This window comes from Pseudarthrobacter kochi, from assembly GCF_055412805.1.
The window spans coordinates 89,336-106,165 of sequence record NZ_JBVAYV010000005.1; the positions used below are offsets into that span (position 1 = coordinate 89,336).

General features: G+C 66.2%; 15 protein-coding genes. 3 read left to right on the forward strand and 12 right to left on the reverse strand.

The window, feature by feature from the left end; all coding sequences use genetic code 11:
* Nucleotides 1-20: 20 nt before the first annotated feature.
* The 3 genes from ACZY0Y_RS04515 to coaE all read right to left on the reverse strand — a co-directional run bounded on the left by ACZY0Y_RS04515 (nucleotide 21) and on the right by coaE (nucleotide 4,650).
* A complete protein-coding gene (locus ACZY0Y_RS04515) occupies nucleotides 21-1,049 on the reverse strand; it encodes a TerC family protein (RefSeq protein ID WP_463881262.1) in 1,029 nt (342 codons plus the stop codon).
* Between the two features lie 177 nt (nucleotides 1,050-1,226).
* Nucleotides 1,227-3,308 carry an excinuclease ABC subunit UvrB gene (gene uvrB, locus ACZY0Y_RS04520; protein ID WP_463881265.1) on the reverse strand — a complete coding sequence of 694 codons (2,082 nt, stop codon included), beginning with the start codon at nucleotides 3,306-3,308 and terminating at the stop codon, nucleotides 1,227-1,229.
* Between the two features lie 40 nt (nucleotides 3,309-3,348).
* Nucleotides 3,349-4,650, reverse strand: coding sequence for a dephospho-CoA kinase (gene coaE / locus ACZY0Y_RS04525; protein WP_463956941.1), 1,302 nt, complete (start codon nucleotides 4,648-4,650; stop codon nucleotides 3,349-3,351).
* Nucleotides 4,651-4,672: 22 nt separating this feature from the next.
* On the opposite strand from coaE, the gene ACZY0Y_RS04530 reads away from it, so the two are divergent.
* Together ACZY0Y_RS04530 and ACZY0Y_RS04535 are read left to right on the forward strand one after the other, a co-directional pair.
* On the forward strand, nucleotides 4,673-5,371 hold the full coding sequence (locus tag ACZY0Y_RS04530) for an IMPACT family protein (RefSeq protein ID WP_463956942.1): 699 nt from the start codon (nucleotides 4,673-4,675) through the stop codon (nucleotides 5,369-5,371).
* Nucleotides 5,358-5,897 (forward strand): GNAT family N-acetyltransferase, encoded by a 540-nt coding sequence (locus tag ACZY0Y_RS04535; RefSeq protein ID WP_463881270.1) that lies wholly within the window; start codon nucleotides 5,358-5,360, stop codon nucleotides 5,895-5,897. The genes ACZY0Y_RS04530 and ACZY0Y_RS04535 overlap by 14 nt, the downstream gene beginning before the upstream one ends.
* Nucleotides 5,898-6,200: 303 nt before the next feature.
* On the opposite strand, the gene ACZY0Y_RS04540 is transcribed toward ACZY0Y_RS04535, so the two are convergent.
* The 4 genes from ACZY0Y_RS04540 to polA form a co-directional block, all read right to left on the reverse strand.
* Entirely contained in the window at nucleotides 6,201-6,383 is a 183-nt protein-coding gene (locus tag ACZY0Y_RS04540) for a hypothetical protein (protein ID WP_463881272.1), read from the reverse strand.
* A 327-nt stretch (nucleotides 6,384-6,710) separates the two neighbouring features.
* A complete protein-coding gene (gene rpsA / locus ACZY0Y_RS04545; protein ID WP_463881275.1) occupies nucleotides 6,711-8,192 on the reverse strand; it encodes a 30S ribosomal protein S1 in 1,482 nt (493 codons plus the stop codon).
* Nucleotides 8,193-8,402: 210 nt separating this feature from the next.
* Nucleotides 8,403-9,692 (reverse strand): GNAT family N-acetyltransferase, encoded by a 1,290-nt coding sequence (locus ACZY0Y_RS04550; RefSeq protein ID WP_463956943.1) that lies wholly within the window; start codon nucleotides 9,690-9,692, stop codon nucleotides 8,403-8,405.
* A 79-nt stretch (nucleotides 9,693-9,771) separates the two neighbouring features.
* Nucleotides 9,772-12,414, reverse strand: a complete 2,643-nt coding sequence (gene polA / locus ACZY0Y_RS04555) for a DNA polymerase I (protein ID WP_463956986.1) — start codon at nucleotides 12,412-12,414, stop codon at nucleotides 9,772-9,774.
* A gap of 223 nt (nucleotides 12,415-12,637) precedes the next feature.
* On the opposite strand from polA, the gene ACZY0Y_RS04560 reads away from it, so the two are divergent.
* Entirely contained in the window at nucleotides 12,638-13,102 is a 465-nt protein-coding gene (locus ACZY0Y_RS04560; RefSeq protein ID WP_463881280.1) for a hotdog fold thioesterase, read from the forward strand.
* Between the two features lie 14 nt (nucleotides 13,103-13,116).
* Here ACZY0Y_RS04560 and ACZY0Y_RS04565 read toward each other — a convergent pair whose 3' ends face one another.
* From ACZY0Y_RS04565 to ACZY0Y_RS04585, 5 genes are all read right to left on the reverse strand, one after another.
* On the reverse strand, nucleotides 13,117-13,668 hold the full coding sequence (locus tag ACZY0Y_RS04565) for a dihydrofolate reductase family protein (RefSeq protein ID WP_463881282.1): 552 nt from the start codon (nucleotides 13,666-13,668) through the stop codon (nucleotides 13,117-13,119).
* Between the two features lie 61 nt (nucleotides 13,669-13,729).
* Entirely contained in the window at nucleotides 13,730-13,951 is a 222-nt protein-coding gene (locus ACZY0Y_RS04570) for a hypothetical protein (RefSeq protein ID WP_463956944.1), read from the reverse strand.
* The gene (locus ACZY0Y_RS04575) at nucleotides 13,951-15,162 is read right to left on the reverse strand and encodes an inorganic phosphate transporter (protein ID WP_463956945.1); all 1,212 of its coding nucleotides are present in this window, start codon (nucleotides 15,160-15,162) and stop codon (nucleotides 13,951-13,953) included. The genes ACZY0Y_RS04570 and ACZY0Y_RS04575 overlap by 1 nt, the downstream gene beginning before the upstream one ends.
* A 111-nt stretch (nucleotides 15,163-15,273) precedes the next feature.
* A complete protein-coding gene (locus ACZY0Y_RS04580; protein ID WP_463956946.1) occupies nucleotides 15,274-15,657 on the reverse strand; it encodes a hypothetical protein in 384 nt (127 codons plus the stop codon).
* 220 nt (nucleotides 15,658-15,877) lie between these two features.
* Entirely contained in the window at nucleotides 15,878-16,744 is an 867-nt protein-coding gene (locus ACZY0Y_RS04585; RefSeq protein WP_463881289.1) for a universal stress protein, read from the reverse strand.
* Nucleotides 16,745-16,830: the final 86 nt, after the last annotated feature.

A 16,830-nucleotide genomic window follows, 5' to 3' on the forward strand; every position in this document is an offset into this window, starting at 1 on the left:
AGCTTAGCCGAACCGTGAGGCTACTCCGCGTCGGTCAGGCTCTTGCGGGAGTCCTCTTCCAGCCGGGTGTCCAGCTTCGACTTTGCGGCCTTGGAGCTGATCAGGCTGGCGACGACGGCGATGATGATGGTGCCGATAATCACCGCGAGGGAGACATACGTCGGGATCTCCGGAGCCCACTCGATGTGCTGGCCACCGTTGATGAACGGGAGTTCGTTGACGTGCATGGCGTGCAGGATCAGTTTCACGCCGATGAACGCGAGGATCACGGACAGGGCGTGCTTCAGGTAGATCAGGCGGTTCATCAGCCCGCCGAGCAGGAAGTAGAGCTGCCGCAGGCCCATCAGGGCGAAGATGTTGGCGGTGAAGACAATGAAGGCGCTCTGGGTGAGGCCGAAGATGGCCGGGATGGAGTCCACCGCGAAGAGAAGGTCGGTCATGCCGATGGTCACGAAGACGATCAGCATGGGGGTGAAGACCTTTTTGCCGTCCACGACGGTGCGCAGCTTGCCGCCGTCGAACTTCTCCGACATCGGCAGGACCTTGCGGATCCGGGCGATGAGCGGGTTTTCCTTGTCCTCCTCGTCTTCGCCCTCGTCCTGGGACTGCTTCCAGGCCGTCCAGAGCAGGAAGGCGCCGAAGATGTAGAAGACCCAGCTGAACTGTTCGATCACGATCGCCCCGAGCAGGATGAAGATGCCGCGCAGGATCAGGGCGATGATGATGCCCACCATGAGCACTTCCTGCTGGTACTTACGGGGTACCGAGAAGCGGGCCATGATGATGATGAAGACAAACAGGTTGTCGATGCTGAGGCTGTATTCGGTCACCCAGCCGGCAATGAACTGTCCGCCGAACTCGGGGCCGGTGAAGGCGAACATGGCTCCGGCGAAGACCAGCGCGAGGGCGATATAGAACGACACCCACAGGCCGGCTTCCTTCATGGACGGCTCATGCGGACGTTTCACCACCAGCAACAGGTCAATGGCCAGGATGATGCCGAGGACGACAAAGGAGCCGATCTCAAACCAGAGGGGAAGTTCGGGCACGAAGATACCTTTCGCAGGGTGTGACTGTGCGGTGTAAGTCTCTCCGACTGGCCTGGCGGTCCGGTACTGCGTACCTGGTACTTTTTGGCTGCCCGCTACGCCCGGCAGGGCATCTGTGCCGTGCGTGTTGACGATCGTAGCGCTTGGGATACTCCCCTACGTCCGACCAACATTACCCTAGGCGTGCCCTGCGGACTGCATCTGGCGCAGCTCCTTCTTGAGCTCCCCGACCTCGTCACGGAGCCGTGCGGCGAGCTCAAACTGGAGCTCCCCGGCGGCGGCATGCATCTGTTCGGTGAGTTGCTCGATCAGGCCGACAAGGTCCTCAGCCGGCGCTGCCGCCAGCCCGTCCGCCCGCACCTTGGCTCCGCCCTTGCCCTTGCCGCGCGCCTTGCCGGCGTTGGCGAGGAGCTCGCGGGTGTCGGCGTCCTCCTTGGCTATCTGGTCGGTGATGTCGGCGATCTTCTTCCGCAGCGGCTGCGGGTCGACGCCGTTTTCGGTGTTGTACGCCACCTGGATCGCGCGGCGGCGGTTGGTCTCGTCGATGGCCTTCGCCATCGAGTCGGTGATCCGGTCCGCGTACATGTGCACCTCGCCGGAGACGTTGCGGGCGGCGCGGCCGATGGTCTGGATCAGCGACGTCGCCGAGCGCAGGAAGCCTTCCTTGTCCGCATCCAGGATGCTGACCAGGGACACTTCGGGCAGGTCCAGGCCCTCACGGAGGAGGTTAATGCCGACCAGCACGTCGAAGACGCCCATCCGGAGTTCACGGAGCAGCTCGACCCGGCGCAGCGTGTCCACGTCCGAGTGCAGGTATTCGACCTTGACACCGTGCCCCAGCAGATAGTCGGTGAGGTCCTCGGCCATCCGCTTGGTCAGGGTGGTGACCAGGATGCGTTCGTTCTTCGCGGTGCGGGTCTTGATCTCGCCGAGAAGGTCATCAATCTGGCCCTTCGTGGGCTTCACGATCACCTCGGGGTCAATGAGCCCGGTGGGCCGGATGATTTGCTGGACGAAGCCGTCGGACTTGCCGAGCTCGTACTTGCCCGGGGTGGCTGAGAGGTAGACGGTCTGGCCCACACGGTCCTGGAACTCGTCCCATTTGAGCGGCCGGTTGTCCATCGCCGAGGGCAGCCGGAAGCCGTGGTCCACCAGGTTGCGCTTGCGGGACATGTCGCCCTCGTACATGGCGCCGATCTGCGGGACGGTGACGTGGGACTCATCAATGACCAGGAGGAAGTCGTCCGGGAAGTAGTCGATAAGGCAGTGCGGCGCTGTCCCGCGGGCGCGGCCGTCGATGTGGCTGGAGTAGTTCTCGATGCCGTTGCAGAACCCCATCTGCTGCATCATTTCGAGGTCGTAGGTGGTGCGCATCCGCAGGCGCTGGGCCTCGACGAGCTTGTTCTGGCTCTCCAGGACCTGGAGCCGCTCGGCGAGCTCGTCCTCGATCCGCTTGATCGCCCGGCCCATGCGTTCCGGGCCGGCCACGTAGTGCGAGGCCGGGAAGACATACATCTCGGTCTCATCCCGGATGATTTCCCCGGTGAGCGGGTGCAGGGTGTAGATGTTCTCGATCTCGTCCCCGAAGAACTCGATCCGGATCGCCAGCTCCTCGTACATGGGGATGATTTCCACGGTGTCGCCGCGGACCCGGAACGTGCCGCGGTGGAAGTCCATGTCGTTGCGGGAGTACTGCATGGAAACGAATTTCCGGAGCAGGTCATCGCGGTTCATTTCGGCGCCCTTGCGGAGTGTCACCATGCCGGCGATGTACTCTTCCGGGGTTCCGAGGCCATAGATGCATGACACGGTGGCGACGACGATGACGTCCCGGCGGGTCAGCAGCGCGTTGGTGGCGGAGTGCCGGAGCCGTTCGACTTCCTCGTTGACGGAGGAGTCCTTCTCGATGAAAGTGTCCGTCTGCGCCACGTAGGCTTCCGGCTGGTAGTAGTCATAGTAGGAGACGAAGTACTCGACGGCGTTGTTCGGAAGCAGCTCGCGGAATTCGTTGACGAGCTGCGCGGCGAGGGTCTTGTTCTGCACCATCACCAGGGTGGGCCGCTGGACCTGTTCGATCAGCCACGCCGTCGTCGCGCTCTTGCCGGTACCGGTGGCGCCGAGCAGCACCACGTCCTTCTCGCCGTTCTTGATGCGTTCGGTCAGTTCAGCAATGGCGGCGGGCTGGTCTCCCGCCGGCTGGAACTCGCTGATGACCTCGAAGGGTGCCACGACACGGTTGATCTGCTGGGCAAGACTCATGTATCTAATCTACCGCCGGCCCCCGACGCTGTGTCCTGATTCAGCTTTGGGCGGTACCCGGGGTGGTATCGCCCGGGTCCGTCGCCGGCAGGTTCTCCAGCCGGTTCTCCGGCCGGCTCTCCGGTCCCGGGGTGCTGTACGACGGCGGTTTCCAGCCGGTGCGCTGCGCCCACTCCTCCATCCGCACCGCGGCGTGCCCGGCGAACCAGGCTTCCTTGTCGGCAGCGTAGCCCGCAGTGGATTTGTCGACGTCGTGCAGCCTGGCGACCCGGCGCTTCTCGGCGAGGTAGTCAGCCCGGGCGTCCGCGTCGTCGCGCAGCCAGTCCCGGAAGCAGAGCGCGAACTGCCAGCCCGGGGATCCCACCGCCCGGACGTGGAGGTTGACCGCCCGCCCGGGGTCCGCGTTGCCGTGCAGCCGCTTTCGCCAGTCCGCCGGGTCGGGGTGCGGGGGCTTGGGGTTATCGGCGACAACGCCGGGCCAGGCGGGGAACCCGGCCTCCGCCAGCAGCGGCGCAATCCGGTCCGCGGCGGCCATGTCCTCCACGCCGAGCTGGAGGTCAAGAACGTCCTTCGCCGCGAGTCCGGGAACGGCAGTGGAACCGACATGGTCAAGGGCCAGGATGTCCGGCGCCGCGGCCGCCCGCAGGCGCGCGATGAGCCGGGCGGCCTGCGCGGGCCAGTCCGGGTTGGCGGGCGTCAGCACCGGCCCGCCGGTCCGCGGCGCGAGGCGGCGCTTGGACAGGTTCTCCGCGAACGGCGCGAGCCGGAACTTCCAGAGCCGGTCCACGGAGTCGCGGAGTTCCTCCTTGGATCCTGAGTTGTCCAGGACAACGTCTGCCGCTGCCAGCCGGTCCTGCCTGCCGGCCTGTGCGGCCATCCTGGCCTGCGCGTCCGCGGCGGTCATGTGCCGGTGCTGCATCATGCGCTGCACCCGGACAGCGTCCGGGGCGTCCACCACCACGACCAGGTGGAAATTGTGGCCCTGGCCGGTCTCGACGAGGAGCGGGATGTCCTGGACCACGACGCCGCCCTTCGGGGCCGCTGCGGCCAGCGCGGCGGCACGCTCCCGGACGAGGGGGTGGATGATGCTGTTGAGCACCGCGAGCCGATCCGGGTTGCCGAAGACAAGGGCGCCGAGCTTCGGCCGGTCCAGGCCGCCGTCGTGCGTCAGGACGGCTTTGCTGAAAGCGTCCACCACCTTGGCGAGCCCCGGCGTTCCGGGCTCCACGACCTCACGGGCCAGGGCGTCGGCGTCGATCACCACGGCGCCGAGTTCGCGCAGGCGCGAGGCGGCCACTGACTTGCCTGAGGCGATGCCGCCCGTCAACCCGATTTTCAGCACCCCACCAGACTAAACTGATCCGGTGGCTGATGATGCGGTTTTCCCGGAGAGCAGGGCCACCGTTTACACCACGCTGGCGGCAGGCCAGGAGTTCCGCCACGAGCTCGAGGTGAAACGCTCCCGGTTCATCACCGTGCTGCACCGCACCGCGGACGAGGAGAGCGCCCGTTCGGTCCTGGCCGGGCTGCGCCGGGAATTTTACGCCGCGCGGCACCACTGCTCCGCCTTCGTTCTCGGTCCGGACCGCGACGTCCAGCGCTCCAACGACGACGGCGAGCCGTCCGGCACCGCGGGCATCCCAATGCTCGACGCGCTGCTGAAACGCGAAACCGCGCCCGGCGTGGCGGACCTCAGCGACGTGACCGCCGTCGTGGTGCGGTACTTCGGCGGGATCCTGCTCGGCGCCGGCGGACTGGTCCGGGCCTACTCGGAATCCGTGTCCGCGGCCCTGGACCGGGCGCCGCTGGTGCAACGCCGGCGGCTGCGGATCTGCTCGGTGACCGTTCCGCACACGGCGGCCGGGCGGCTGGAAAATGACCTGCGCGCCGCGGGATATGTCATGGCCGAAAGCAGTTATGAGGCGCAAACTACTGTCCTGAGGTTAGCCCTGCCGGATGATCCGGCAGACCTTGCCAGGGCGGCCGAACGGCTCGCCGCGTTGTCTGCCGGAACCGCCGAATTGCTGCCTGGAGAAACGGAGTGGATCGATGTCCCGCACTGAGTCTTCCGATGCCGCTGAGCCCACCCCCGCCGCTGTCCGCCTCGTCGATGTCTCCGAGGCGGTCCTGGAGCAACTCCTGACCGTGGCGATCCAGGACGCCGACGCCGACGAGGTAACCCCTCCCCTGGGCAGCGCCGCCGGCTGGAACTCGGACCGGATCAGCTGGTTCCGCGAATACCACCATGCGGCGGCCGGACTCGACGGGCCTGCACAGCAGAAGAGCTGGGCCATCAGCTCCGACGGGGAACTGGCAGGATCCATCCGGCTCAAGCGGACCGGGGCAGGCGCGCTGGAAACAGGAATCTGGCTCGGCCGCAGCTTCCGGGGCAGGGGGATCGCCCGGGAGGCCCTTCGCCTCGTGATCGACCGGGCCGCGGCGTCCGGGGCTTCGGTGCTGGAGGCCGACACAACGGCCGGGAATGCCGCGGCACTGGTCCTCCTGCGCTCAGCCGGGGCCGAGCTGGAGGAAGGCGAAGCCTCCGCTGCCGCCGCCGTCCCGGTCAAGGCCAGGATCGCGCTGCGCTAGGGTCCGCGTGCCCACCCGCCCGGCCGGCCACTGGACATGTCCCGTGCTGGGCTTCGCGTCCAAGGACTGCACATGCCCCACGATGGCCCAAGACCTTGGACATAGTCCCAGCGTGCCCACCCGCCGGGGCCGCCACTGGACATGTCCCGTGCTGGGCTTCGCGTCCAAGGACTGCACATGCCCCACGATGGCCCAAGACCTTGGACATAGTCCCAGCGTGCCCACCCGCCGGGGCCAAAGTTGGACATGTCCCCATCCCATGGCTACGTGGCCGCGACCGCAATTTCACCTGGCGTCGTCGACCTAGATGGCGGACTGCATCCGGGCACCTGCCTCGAGGGAAGCCGCCACGGCGAGGACTACGAGTTCCGGTGCTTCTGAGGAATTCAGCAGGTTGATCGGGGTGTTCTCGAACTTGAACTCAGTCGAGGCATCATCGTCGAACGCCGCCGGACATGCTCCCCCGTAGGGAATGCGAAAGGACATAGTGGCCACATGTCCGACGTCGGGAGCCGGAACTGGACATGTCCCCTCGCCGCGACCAACCGGCGGGCCGGGCATGCTCCCCCGGCGCGGCCCGGACCCACCAGCAGCTCTGGGCATGTCCCGCCCCAGGCCCGAAGGTTGGACATAGAGCCCACATGTTCAATGGCAGCACCCACCACTGGGCATGTCCCCCTGGGGCTGAACCCGCGGGGCATGTCCCACAACGCAAAGTGGCCGCCCCCGGAGGGGACGGCCACCTTGACGGTGCTACTTCAAGCTACGAACTGCCGAGCCCCGGGGAGCGGACTCCCCGGGAACCAGAGGCAGTTAGTTGCCGGTCAGCTTCTCGCGCAGTGCTGCAAGAGCCTCGTCGGAAGCGAGCGTGCCGCCACCGGTGGTGGACTCGGCTGCAGCCGGCTCGGAGGAGTAGCTGGTGGTGCCGGAGTCGCTCTCACCGGACGTTGCAGCTGCAGCGTCGTCGGCAGCGTGCTGGACAACCTGCTTCTTGTGGGCTTCCCAGCGGGTCTGGGCGTCAGCGTACTGCTGCTCCCAGGCGGCGCGCTGCGTCTCGTAGCCTTCAAGCCACTCGTTGGACTCCGGATCGAAGCCCTCCGGGTACTTGTAGTTGCCCTCTTCGTCGTACTCGGCGGCCATGCCGTAGAGAGCCGGATCGAATTCGGTGGACTCGGCGTCGACGCCCTCGTTGGCCTGCTTGAGGGACAGCGAGATGCGGCGGCGTTCGAGGTCGATGTCGATGACCTTGACGAACAGCTCATCCCCTACGGATACAACCTGCTCGGCCAGCTCAACGTGGCGCACGGCGAGCTCGGAGATGTGGACCAGGCCTTCGATGCCGTCTTCAACGCGAACGAACGCGCCGAACGGAACCAGCTTGGTGACCTTACCCGGAACAACCTGCCCGAGGGCGTGGGTGCGGGCGAAGGTCTGCCACGGATCTTCCTGCGTAGCCTTGAGCGACAGGGACACACGCTCGCGGTCCAGGTCGACCTCGAGGACCTCGACGGTGACTTCCTGGCCAACTTCGACAACCTCGGACGGGTGGTCGATGTGCTTCCAGGACAGCTCGGAAACGTGGACGAGGCCGTCTACGCCGCCCAGGTCCACGAAGGCACCGAAGTTGACGATGGAGGAAACGACGCCGGGACGAACCTGGCCCTTTTCCAGCTTGTTGAGGAACGTGGAGCGGACCTCGGACTGGGTCTGCTCGAGCCATGCACGGCGGGACAGCACAACGTTGTTGCGGTTCTTGTCCAGCTCGATGATTTTGGCTTCGATCTTCTGACCGATGTACGGAGCAAGGTCGCGCACACGGCGCATCTCGACGAGGGATGCGGGCAGGAAGCCGCGCAGACCGATGTCGAGGATAAGACCACCCTTGACAACCTCGATGACGGTACCGGTGACGACACCGTCTTCTTCCTTGACCTTCTCGATGTCGCCCCAGGCACGCTCGTACTGAGCGCGCTTCTTGGAGAGGATCAGGCGGCCTTCTTTGTCTTCCTTGGTGAGCACCAGGGCTTCGACGAGATCGCCAACGGAGACGACGTCTCCGGGATCAACGTCGTGCTTGATGGACAGCTCGCGGGAGGGAATGACACCTTCGGTCTTGTAACCGATGTCGAGCAGAACTTCGTCGCGGTCGACCTTGACGACGGTACCTTCGACGAGGTCTCCGTCGTTGAAGTACTTGATGGTGGCGTCGACTGCTGCGAGGAAGTCCTCAGCGGTACCGATGTCGTTAATCGCGACTACGGGGGTACCGGGCTTCTCGGTGGAGGTGATGGTCATGTAGTAGGGGCTCCGTTGTGGATAGTGAGTCGGTCAGGCGAACCGCTGCATCCGGGTCGGCGACCCGGGCACAGAACACGGCATATCGCCGGGTCATCCTGATTTGTGGATTGAAGATGCGCGCACGTAGTACACGCCCGTTTAGTCTAGTCGTATACGGCAACGCCGGTCAAAGCGCAACGGGACTGCGCAACTGGACGGCGGAGGCCACTAGAAATGCGTCAGGCAGTGCGCTGCGCGTTCGACGGCGAACATGAGTCGCGCTGTCCGCGCGGCCCCGGGAGTGTGCTCGGCGATCCGGCCGGCGGCCGTCAGCGTCACCGGGCAGACAGCGCCCAGATAGATGGATCCCAGTTCCGCGACGTCGAGGGTAAGGTCCGGTTCGGCGCCTTCCGGAGCAGCCGCAACCCGCGCTTCGCTGGCGCTCACGCCCAGGGTGAACGTGCCGGCCGCGAAGCCCAGGGTATCGGTGACGCGCAGGACCAGGCTGCCGTCCGCTGCATAGCGTCGCGCGCCCAGGGCCTTAACTGTGTCCAGGATCCGGAGCCAGAGCATGTCCCCGTTCTCGGAGGACTCGATGCAGCGCGGATCCTCCAGGGCCCACGTCAGCGGATCGTCCACGGGGGCTTCGGGCCATGTGACCCGCTGGACGAGGTCGAGGCTGCCAAGGAACTGCCACAGCTCCAGGTAGCCGGACTCGGTGGCCGCCACGAGGTCGATGACGTCCATGGTGTGGGGCTTGGTGTCCCAGCCGGAGAACTTGTAGGCGACATAGCCGTCCACCACGCCGTCGGCGTCGTAGTGCAGGGCGCAGCGGATCGACTCGTCCTCCGCGCCGTCCCGGCCGAGGGTTCCCGAACTGCGCTGCCGGTACGCGTCCTGCCGCACGATCGACCCCGGGGTGACCCGGTGGACGCGGTCGAACACCCCCGGTGCCAGCTCCAGCAGGACCTTCCGGTCAGCGATCTCGACGGTACCGGTCGGATTGTGCCGCAGCCGGAAGCGCGGGCCGGTGTCGACTTTGATGCTGCGTTCGAACGTCGCGACGCCGAAGCCGAACCGCCCGTAGATGGAGGCCTCCGACGCCGTCAGGGCAGCGATCGCCAGGCCGTCGGCTTTCGACGCGGCCAGGTCCTCTGTCATCATCCGGCGCAGGAGCCCCTGGCGGCGGTGGGTTCCGCGGACGGTCACGGCGGTGATCAGCTGCGCTTCGAGCTGCCTGCCGTAGCCCACGTTCAGGTCCTTGCGCAGGGTCCCGAAGGTTGCCACGGGAATGTCGGCCGACAGGGAGTGGGCTGCGACGGCACCGGCCTGGTAGACCCCGGTCATTTCACGGTTGTCCACGCGGTACGTGGCCATGACCTTGTCCACGAACTCGTCCTTGTGCCGCTCGTCGTAGAACCCGACGCCGACACCGCGCAGCCAGGAAACCCCCAGCGCGTAGTCCGGTTCGCCTTTTTCGGCTGCACGGAACCGCCGGAGCTCGTAATTCTCTGCCATGTGTTCTCCCCCTGGAATTCCTGCGGTGCCCGGAACCAACCCCTTGGAGGGGCGCCCGGAGACCGCGCTGAATGGACGGCTAGTGCCCTGCCTCGTACCAGCTGGAGCCGATGCCGATCTGCACGTCCAGCGGAACGGTGAGGCTGGCGGCCGAGCCCATCTGTTCCGTCACGAGCTTCTCCACGGCCTCACGCTCGCCAGGGGCCACTTCGAGGACCAGTTCATCATGGACCTGGAGCAGCATCCGGGATTTCAGGCCCTGTTCGGCCAGCGCGCCGGAGACGCCCAGCATGGCGCGCTTGATGATGTCCGCGGCCGAGCCCTGGATGGGCGAGTTCAAGGCCACCCGTTCGGCAATTTCGCGAAGCTGGCGGTCGGTGCTGGTCAGGTCCGGCAGGTAGCGGCGCCGCCCTTCGATGGTGGCGGTGTAGCCGTCGATCCGGGCTTGCTCCACAACGCCGCGGAGGTAGTCGCGGACCGCCCCGAAACGCTCGAAGTACTCCTTCATGAGCGTCCGGGCCTCGTCCACGGAGATCTCCAGCTGCTTGGACAGTCCGAACGACGTCAGCCCGTAGGCCAGGCCGTAGGACATGGCCTTGACCTTGGACCGCATCGCGCTGGTGACCTCGGCCGGGGGCACATGGAAGATGTGCGAGCCGACGTAACGGTGCAGGTCCTCGCCCTCCTTGTAGGCCTGGATCAGCCCGGGGTCGCCGGAAAGGTGGGCCATGATCCGCATTTCGATCTGCGAATAGTCGGCGGACAGCAGGCAGTCGTAGCCGTCGCTCACGACGAAGATGCTCCGCACCCGGCGGCCTTCCTCGCTGCGGACGGGGATGTTCTGCAGGTTCGGGTTGTTGGAGGAGATCCGCCCGGTGGCGGCCACGTTCTGGGCGTAGGTGGTGTGGATCCGGCCGTCCTCGGCCACGGACTTCTTCAGCGATTCGACCATCTGCCGCAGTTTCGCGGATTCCCGGTGGGCCATGAGCTGGACCAGGAATTCGTGGCCGGTCTTTTCCAGCAGGTGCTTCAGCGAGGCGGCGTCGGTGGTGTAGCCGGACTTGATCTTCTTGGTCTTGGGCAGGCCCAGTTCCTCGAACAGCACCGTCTGCAGCTGCTTGGGCGAGCCGAGGTTCACCTCGTGCCCGATCGCGGCGAACGCCAGCTCCTGGGCGTTGTCGATCACCTTGGCCAGGTCCGCGAGCTGCTCGTTCATCCGGTCCATGGACACGGCGATGCCGTCAAGTTCCATCCGGGCCAGCACCCGGCTGACCGGCAGTTCCAGGCTGGTCAGCAGCTCCTGCGCCTGCCGGACCCTCAGCTCCGTTTCGAAGTGGTGGCTCAAGGCGAACACGACGGCGGCCTGCTGCACGAGCGCGCCGGTTGCGGCGCCGTCGTCCTCTCCCCCGAAGGCGAGCTCCAGTTGTCCGGTTTTGGCGGCCTCCGTGGAAACCGTCATCTTGAGGTGGTGCTGCGCGAGCTCGGCGAGTTCGTAGCTGCGGCGGTCCGGCTGGATCAGGTAGCCGGAAACCGAGGTGTCGTCCACGACGCCGTCCAGCCCGAGGCCGCGGGCGGTAAAGGCCTTCAGCGCGGCTTTGAAGCCGTGCGTGACCTTGGCTGCCTCCGTATCCAGCAGCCAGCCCGCGAGTACGGACTCGGCCCCGGCGTCGAGCGCCGTGAGGTCGATGTAGGCCGCAGAATCCTTGCGGAGCACGGCGATGGCCGGGGCGTCGTCGACGATGCGGCCCGGCGCGAAGTCGACGGCGAGGGCGGAGCGGTGGCCCTTGCCGGCATCGAAGAACGCCTTGAGCTCCGCCGCGTCACGGAGGGTGGAGAATTCCGGGACTTCGATGCTGTCCTGCCCGGCGTCCTCGGCTTCGTTGCCGTAGAGGGCGAACAGCCTGGTGCGGAGGGTCTTGAACTCCAGCCGGTCAAAGATCTCCTCGATCGCATCGTGGTCCGGGCGGGGCTCCTCCAGCTCCTTGAGCGAGACGGGCAGTTCCAGGTCGGTCAGGAGGCGGTTCAGCCGGCGGTTCCGCTTGACGGATTCGAGGTGCTCCCGGAGGGCGTCGCCCACCTTGCCGCCGATCGAGTCGAGGTTCGCCAGGATGCCTTCGAGGCCGCCGTACAGGTTGATCCACTTGGCCGCGGTCTTGGGCCCGACGCCGGGGACACCGGGAAGGTTGTCGGCCGACTCCCCGACCAGGGCGGCGAGGTCCGAATACTGCGGGGGCGTGACGAAGTACTTGGCCTCGATGGCCTCGGCGTCCATCCGCGGGATGTTGCTCACACCGGTCTTCGGGTAGAGCACGAAGACGTTGTCCGTGATGAGCTGGAAGGTGTCGCGGTCGCCGGAGACGAGCAGCACTTCGTAGCCCGCGGCCTCGCCTTGGGCGGCAAGCGTGGCCAGAACGTCGTCAGCCTCGAAGCCGGGCATGCTGATGGTCTTGATGCCCCAGGCCGTCATGACCTTCTCGATCAGGTCGATCTGCCCGCTGAACTCCCGGGGCGTCTCGTTCCGGCCGCCCTTGTAGCCGTCGTATTCGGCCTTGCGGAACGTCGTGTCGTCGGATACGTCGAACGCCACGGCAACGTGCGTGGGCTTCTGCTCTTTGATCAGGTTGATCAGCATGGAGGTGAAGCCGTGGACGGCGTTGGTGTGCTGGCCCGTCGACGTGGCGAAATTCTCGGCCGGCAGCGCATAAAAGGCCCGGAAAGCCATGGAGTGGCCGTCGAGGACCAGCAGCCGGGGCTGGTCGGTGATGGGCACCACCGGGGCCTCTGTGGCGGAGACCTCCGCGACGGCGCGGCGGGTCTTCCTGGCCGGCTCGGCGACGTGGACGGAGGCAGTGCCGGGGGCAGGTGCCGGGTCTGCCGAGGCGTCTGCCGAAAGGGGGGAAGGGGCCGGTTTGGTAGTTTCGCTCACAGGTGCCAGCCTAGTTCCCATGAAGGACAATTTCACGCCGGGCCCGTACGCGGCCGAACTGGCGGCTGCCGGGGTTCCCGAGGAAATGCATGACTGGCTTGGACACTACGGCGTGGGAGCCCTGGTGGTGAAGATGGGGATCCATTTCCTGGAGATGAGTCCCGAACGCACGGTTGGCACGATGCCGGTGGAAGGCAACACCCAGGTGGCCGGGATCCTGCACGGCGGCGCCCACGTGGTGTTGGCCGAAACCCTGGGCTCCTTTGCCGCCGGAATGCACGCCGGGCCCAAGCGCCAGGCCCTGGGAATTGACGTCAGCGCAACGCATCACCGGGCCATCACCGCGGGCACGGTGACCGGCACGTGCACGGCAATCCACCTTGGCCGCACCCTCACCACACACGAGATCGTCATGACGGACGAGCAGGGCCGCAGGCTGTCAACGGCGCGCATCACCAACCTGATCCGCGACATCGCCGGGTAGGCGCCGCACAGGGTCTAAGCCGGGCTGCTCCCGAACCGGTACCGCAGCTCCACGATGCCCCGCCCCAGGGTGTTCGACGAAACCAGCTCCAGAGGCGGCGTCGGTCCGGCCATGGGCAGCACCGCTTTGCCGTTGCCGAGCACCACGGGGATGATCGAAATGATGATCTCGTCGAGCGCGCCGGCGTCCGCGAACTGGGCCGCAAGGACACCTCCGCCGACGATCCAGACGTTCCGGCCTCCCGCTTCGGCTTTGAGGTCCTCGACGAATTCGGCGACGGGCCCGCGGACAAACGTCACGTCCGCTCCCCGGGGGGCCGAGAGTTCGTGGTGCGTGAACACCCAGCACGGCGTCGAGGGATACGGCCAGGTGCCGGGTTCGTGCTTCCGCAGCCAGGCGTAGGTGTCGCCGCCCATCACGATGCAGCCGACGTCGGCCATAAAGGCGTCGTAGCTTTCCTTGCCGCCGGCGAAACCGTCGAACTGGAGCAACCAGTCCAGTTCGTCATCAGCGGTGGCAATGAATCCGTCCAGCGAGGACGCGACAAAATACTGGAATCCAGGCATGGCCCCAGCCTAGCCAATCCCGGCCGGGCTGCCCATCCTCCGCGCTGCTTACGGAAAGGCTCTACTTGCTGAAGTAGGGAATGATCAGGTACAGCCCGAACAGCACGGCGAGGCCGCACAGGCCAAAGCACGCGTAGGCGAGCGGCCGGACCCACGCCGGCTTCCGTTCACTGACGTCGCCGGCGATGGCCGTGAGACGGACCCCCAGGGCGTACAGGACGACGACGGTCACTGCAGCGACGAGCGTTGCGCTGGCCACTTGAACCAGTTCCAGCCACTTCATTAAACTTCGCCCTTCGGCTTGTCGTTGGCGCGGCTCACGGCCAGCGCCTTCTTCCTGCGGAAGCGCACTGCTGCGCCGGCTTCTTCAACTTCGACGGCGTTGTGGTGCCCGACGTGCGACTTCTTCGAGTGGAGGAACATGTAAGTCACGGCCGCGGTCCCGGCTGCGGCGGCGATGATCACCCCGCCGACGCCGGTCTTCACGAGCAGCGCCGTCAGGGCCCCCACAATCCCGGCAGCCGGCAGCGTGAAGAGCCAGCCGAGCGCAATCCTTCCGGCGGTTCCCCACCGGACGGTGGAGCCGCGGCGGCCCATGCCCGAACCGATGACGGAGCCGGACGCCACCTGGGTGGTGGACAGTGCAAACCCGAGGTGCGAGGACGCCAGGATGGCCGACGCCGTGCTGCTTTCGGCGGCGAAGCCCTGGGCCGGCTTAACGTCCGTGAGTCCGGATCCCATGGTGCGGATGATCCGCCAGCCACCGGAGTAGGTGCCAATCGCGATGGCGAGGGCGCAGGAGGCGATGACCCAGAAGGGAGGTCCGGAGCCGGGCTGCTGGGTGCCGGCGGCGATCAGCACAAGCGTGATGATGCCCATGGTCTTTTGTGCGTCGTTGGTGCCGTGGGCGAGGGCAACGAGGCTGGACGTGAAGATCTGGCCGGTGCGGAAGCCACCGCGCTTCTGCGTGAGCTTGCTGCCGGTTTCGGGGTCGTGGCGGGAGGTGAGTGCGTAGGCCAGTTTGGTGCAAAGATACGCTACGCCGCCGGCGATGATCGGCGCGAAGATCGCCGGGAGGATCACCTTCTGCATGAGGCTCTCGATGTTCACCGAGTGGATGCCGATGCCGGCGATGGCCGCGCCGATCAGGCCGCCGAAGAGCGCGTGCGAGGAACTCGACGGCAGGCCCTTCAGCCAGGTGATCATGTTCCAGAGGATGGCGCCCATGAGGCCTGCGAAGATGATTTCCGGTGTGATCTGGATCCCGTCGGATCCTTCCTTGATGATGCCGCCCGAGACGGTCTTGGCCACTTCAGTGGACAGGAATGCACCCACGAGGTTCAGCACGGCCGCGAGGGCTACTGCCGTTTTGGGTTTGATGGCACCGGTGGCGATGGGGGTGGCCATCGCGTTGGCCGTGTCGTGAAATCCGTTCGTGAAGTCAAAGAAAAGCGCCAGCGCTATTACCAGCACCACCATGATGGTGATTTCCACCTGTTGCCCAATCTGCAGAGTCGACGGTCAGCGGTTTCATTCCCCGTTGCCACAACATTCGTACGGAGTTAACCGGGCGGGGGTGCAGCGTTCAGCAAAGTAGCCTGACGCCTAAAGCGTACGGGGCAAAGACATCAGGGCAAAACAAGCGCCGGAACCGCGCAGCCCCGCGGTTGCGTGCTGGACCAGGGGTCCGTCAGCCCTGCTGGAAGTCGGGTGCCCTCCCGGCGTCCGCCGCGATCCGCGCCGCCGTCGTGATGTCCCCGGGGTCCGCGGCCGCAAGGCGTCGGCCGTCCGTTTGGCGCGCAGGAACGCCACCGTCAATGGCTCGCGCACATCGGTCATGACCGGAAAGTCGATGAGTTTGCCGACGTCGAGTTCGTAATCGAGCCACCGCCGGTTGACGGCGTCGTGGCCCTCCATGAGCTGCCCGACCTCGGACCGGCTGGCCTGCTCCACGTCGGCCGCCTGGTTCCGGAGTTTGTAGAGTTCCACCCGGCGCCGGTGACGGCGTTCACTGGCCCTGGACCAGGACCGCGCCCAGCCTCCGAACAGTCCGCTCAGCGGGAAAATGAGCCCCAGAAGTGACCGACAAAATCGAAGACGGGCTCCACTGGATCATCCTCCCACCCGGCCGGGGAAGCCTCAAGGGTCCTGCCGCAGAAAGGCCCCTTCAGGGAGGGGCCTTTCTGCAGAGGATTTCCTGCTCTACCGGTCAGTCCTCGTGCTTGACCTTGTGCACCCGGGTCGCGATGGTCGGGCACGGCACGTTGAGGAGCACCGCGTGGGCTGTGGAGCCGAGCAACATCCGGGAGAAGCCTCCGCGGCCACGGCTGCCCACCACGAGAAGCCGGGCGTCCTTGGCGGCTTGGACGAGGGCTTTGGCGGGTTCGGTGTCGGTCTCCAGTCGCTGGTGGACGACGAGGTCCGGGTACTTGTCGCCCAGCCCGGCGACGGATTCGGCCAGGACGATCCGGTCCTCCTCGAGGATGGTTTCGGCGAGCCCGCTGTTCGGCAGCTGGTTTTCGACCCAGCGCGCCGGCCTGCGGAAGGCGAGGACCACGGTCAGCTCGTCACCGCCCCGGTCTGCTTCCGCCGCGGCGAAGCTCACGGCCTGCAGGGACTCTTCGGAGCCGTCCACACCAACCACCACTCCGTGGTCCCCGCCGCGTTTCAGCGGGATCACTGCTGCGGGGATTTCCGAGGCGGAGACGATCTGCAAGGCACGGTCCGTCATTGGACCGCCGTCCATCCAATGCTTGTCATGCTCGCCAACGACCACCATGGACGCTTCCTTGGAAACCTCCCGCAGGACCGAGCCGCCGCTGCCATGACGGAGTTGGATGTCCACCTTGACGTCGGGCGCCTGCTCGCTGGCGCTGGCCTGGGCCTTCTGGAGCAGCTCCATACCCGATTGCCGGATGAGCTCGTGGTACTGGAAATCCGGGGACATCCAGCGGTCGTCCACCGCGTGAATGGCGATGACCGGAAGCTTGTCCCGGGCCGCCCGCTCAAGGGCCCACGTCAGCGCTGCCTCGCTCCCGGCCGATCCGTTGATACCGACGACGATTGGCTTGTTCATTCTGAATCCTGCTCTTTTCCGTGGCGCGGTCTGTTCTGCATCGCATGATCCGGGCGGCAGCACCAAGAGTCCGCCGGCACTTCAGT

Bases quoted from the DNA above. Each gene is read 5' to 3' on its own strand.
- uvrB (WP_463881265.1), bottom strand. From the start codon at position 3,308: ATGAGTCTTGCCCAGCAGATCAACCGTGTCGTGGCACCCTTCGAGGTC.
- ACZY0Y_RS04535 (WP_463881270.1), top strand. From the start codon at position 5,358: ATGTCCCGCACTGAGTCTTCCGATGCCGCTGAGCCCACCCCCGCCGCT.
- ACZY0Y_RS04540 (WP_463881272.1), bottom strand. From the start codon at position 6,383: ATGTCCTTTCGCATTCCCTACGGGGGAGCATGTCCGGCGGCGTTCGAC.
- rpsA (WP_463881275.1), bottom strand. From the start codon at position 8,192: ATGACCATCACCTCCACCGAGAAGCCCGGTACCCCCGTAGTCGCGATT.
- ACZY0Y_RS04550 (WP_463956943.1), bottom strand. From the start codon at position 9,692: ATGGCAGAGAATTACGAGCTCCGGCGGTTCCGTGCAGCCGAAAAAGGC.
- polA (WP_463956986.1), bottom strand. From the start codon at position 12,414: ATGGCTTTCCGGGCCTTTTATGCGCTGCCGGCCGAGAATTTCGCCACG.
- ACZY0Y_RS04560 (WP_463881280.1), top strand. From the start codon at position 12,638: ATGAAGGACAATTTCACGCCGGGCCCGTACGCGGCCGAACTGGCGGCT.
- ACZY0Y_RS04565 (WP_463881282.1), bottom strand. From the start codon at position 13,668: ATGCCTGGATTCCAGTATTTTGTCGCGTCCTCGCTGGACGGATTCATT.
- ACZY0Y_RS04570 (WP_463956944.1), bottom strand. From the start codon at position 13,951: ATGAAGTGGCTGGAACTGGTTCAAGTGGCCAGCGCAACGCTCGTCGCT.
- ACZY0Y_RS04585 (WP_463881289.1), bottom strand. From the start codon at position 16,744: ATGAACAAGCCAATCGTCGTCGGTATCAACGGATCGGCCGGGAGCGAG.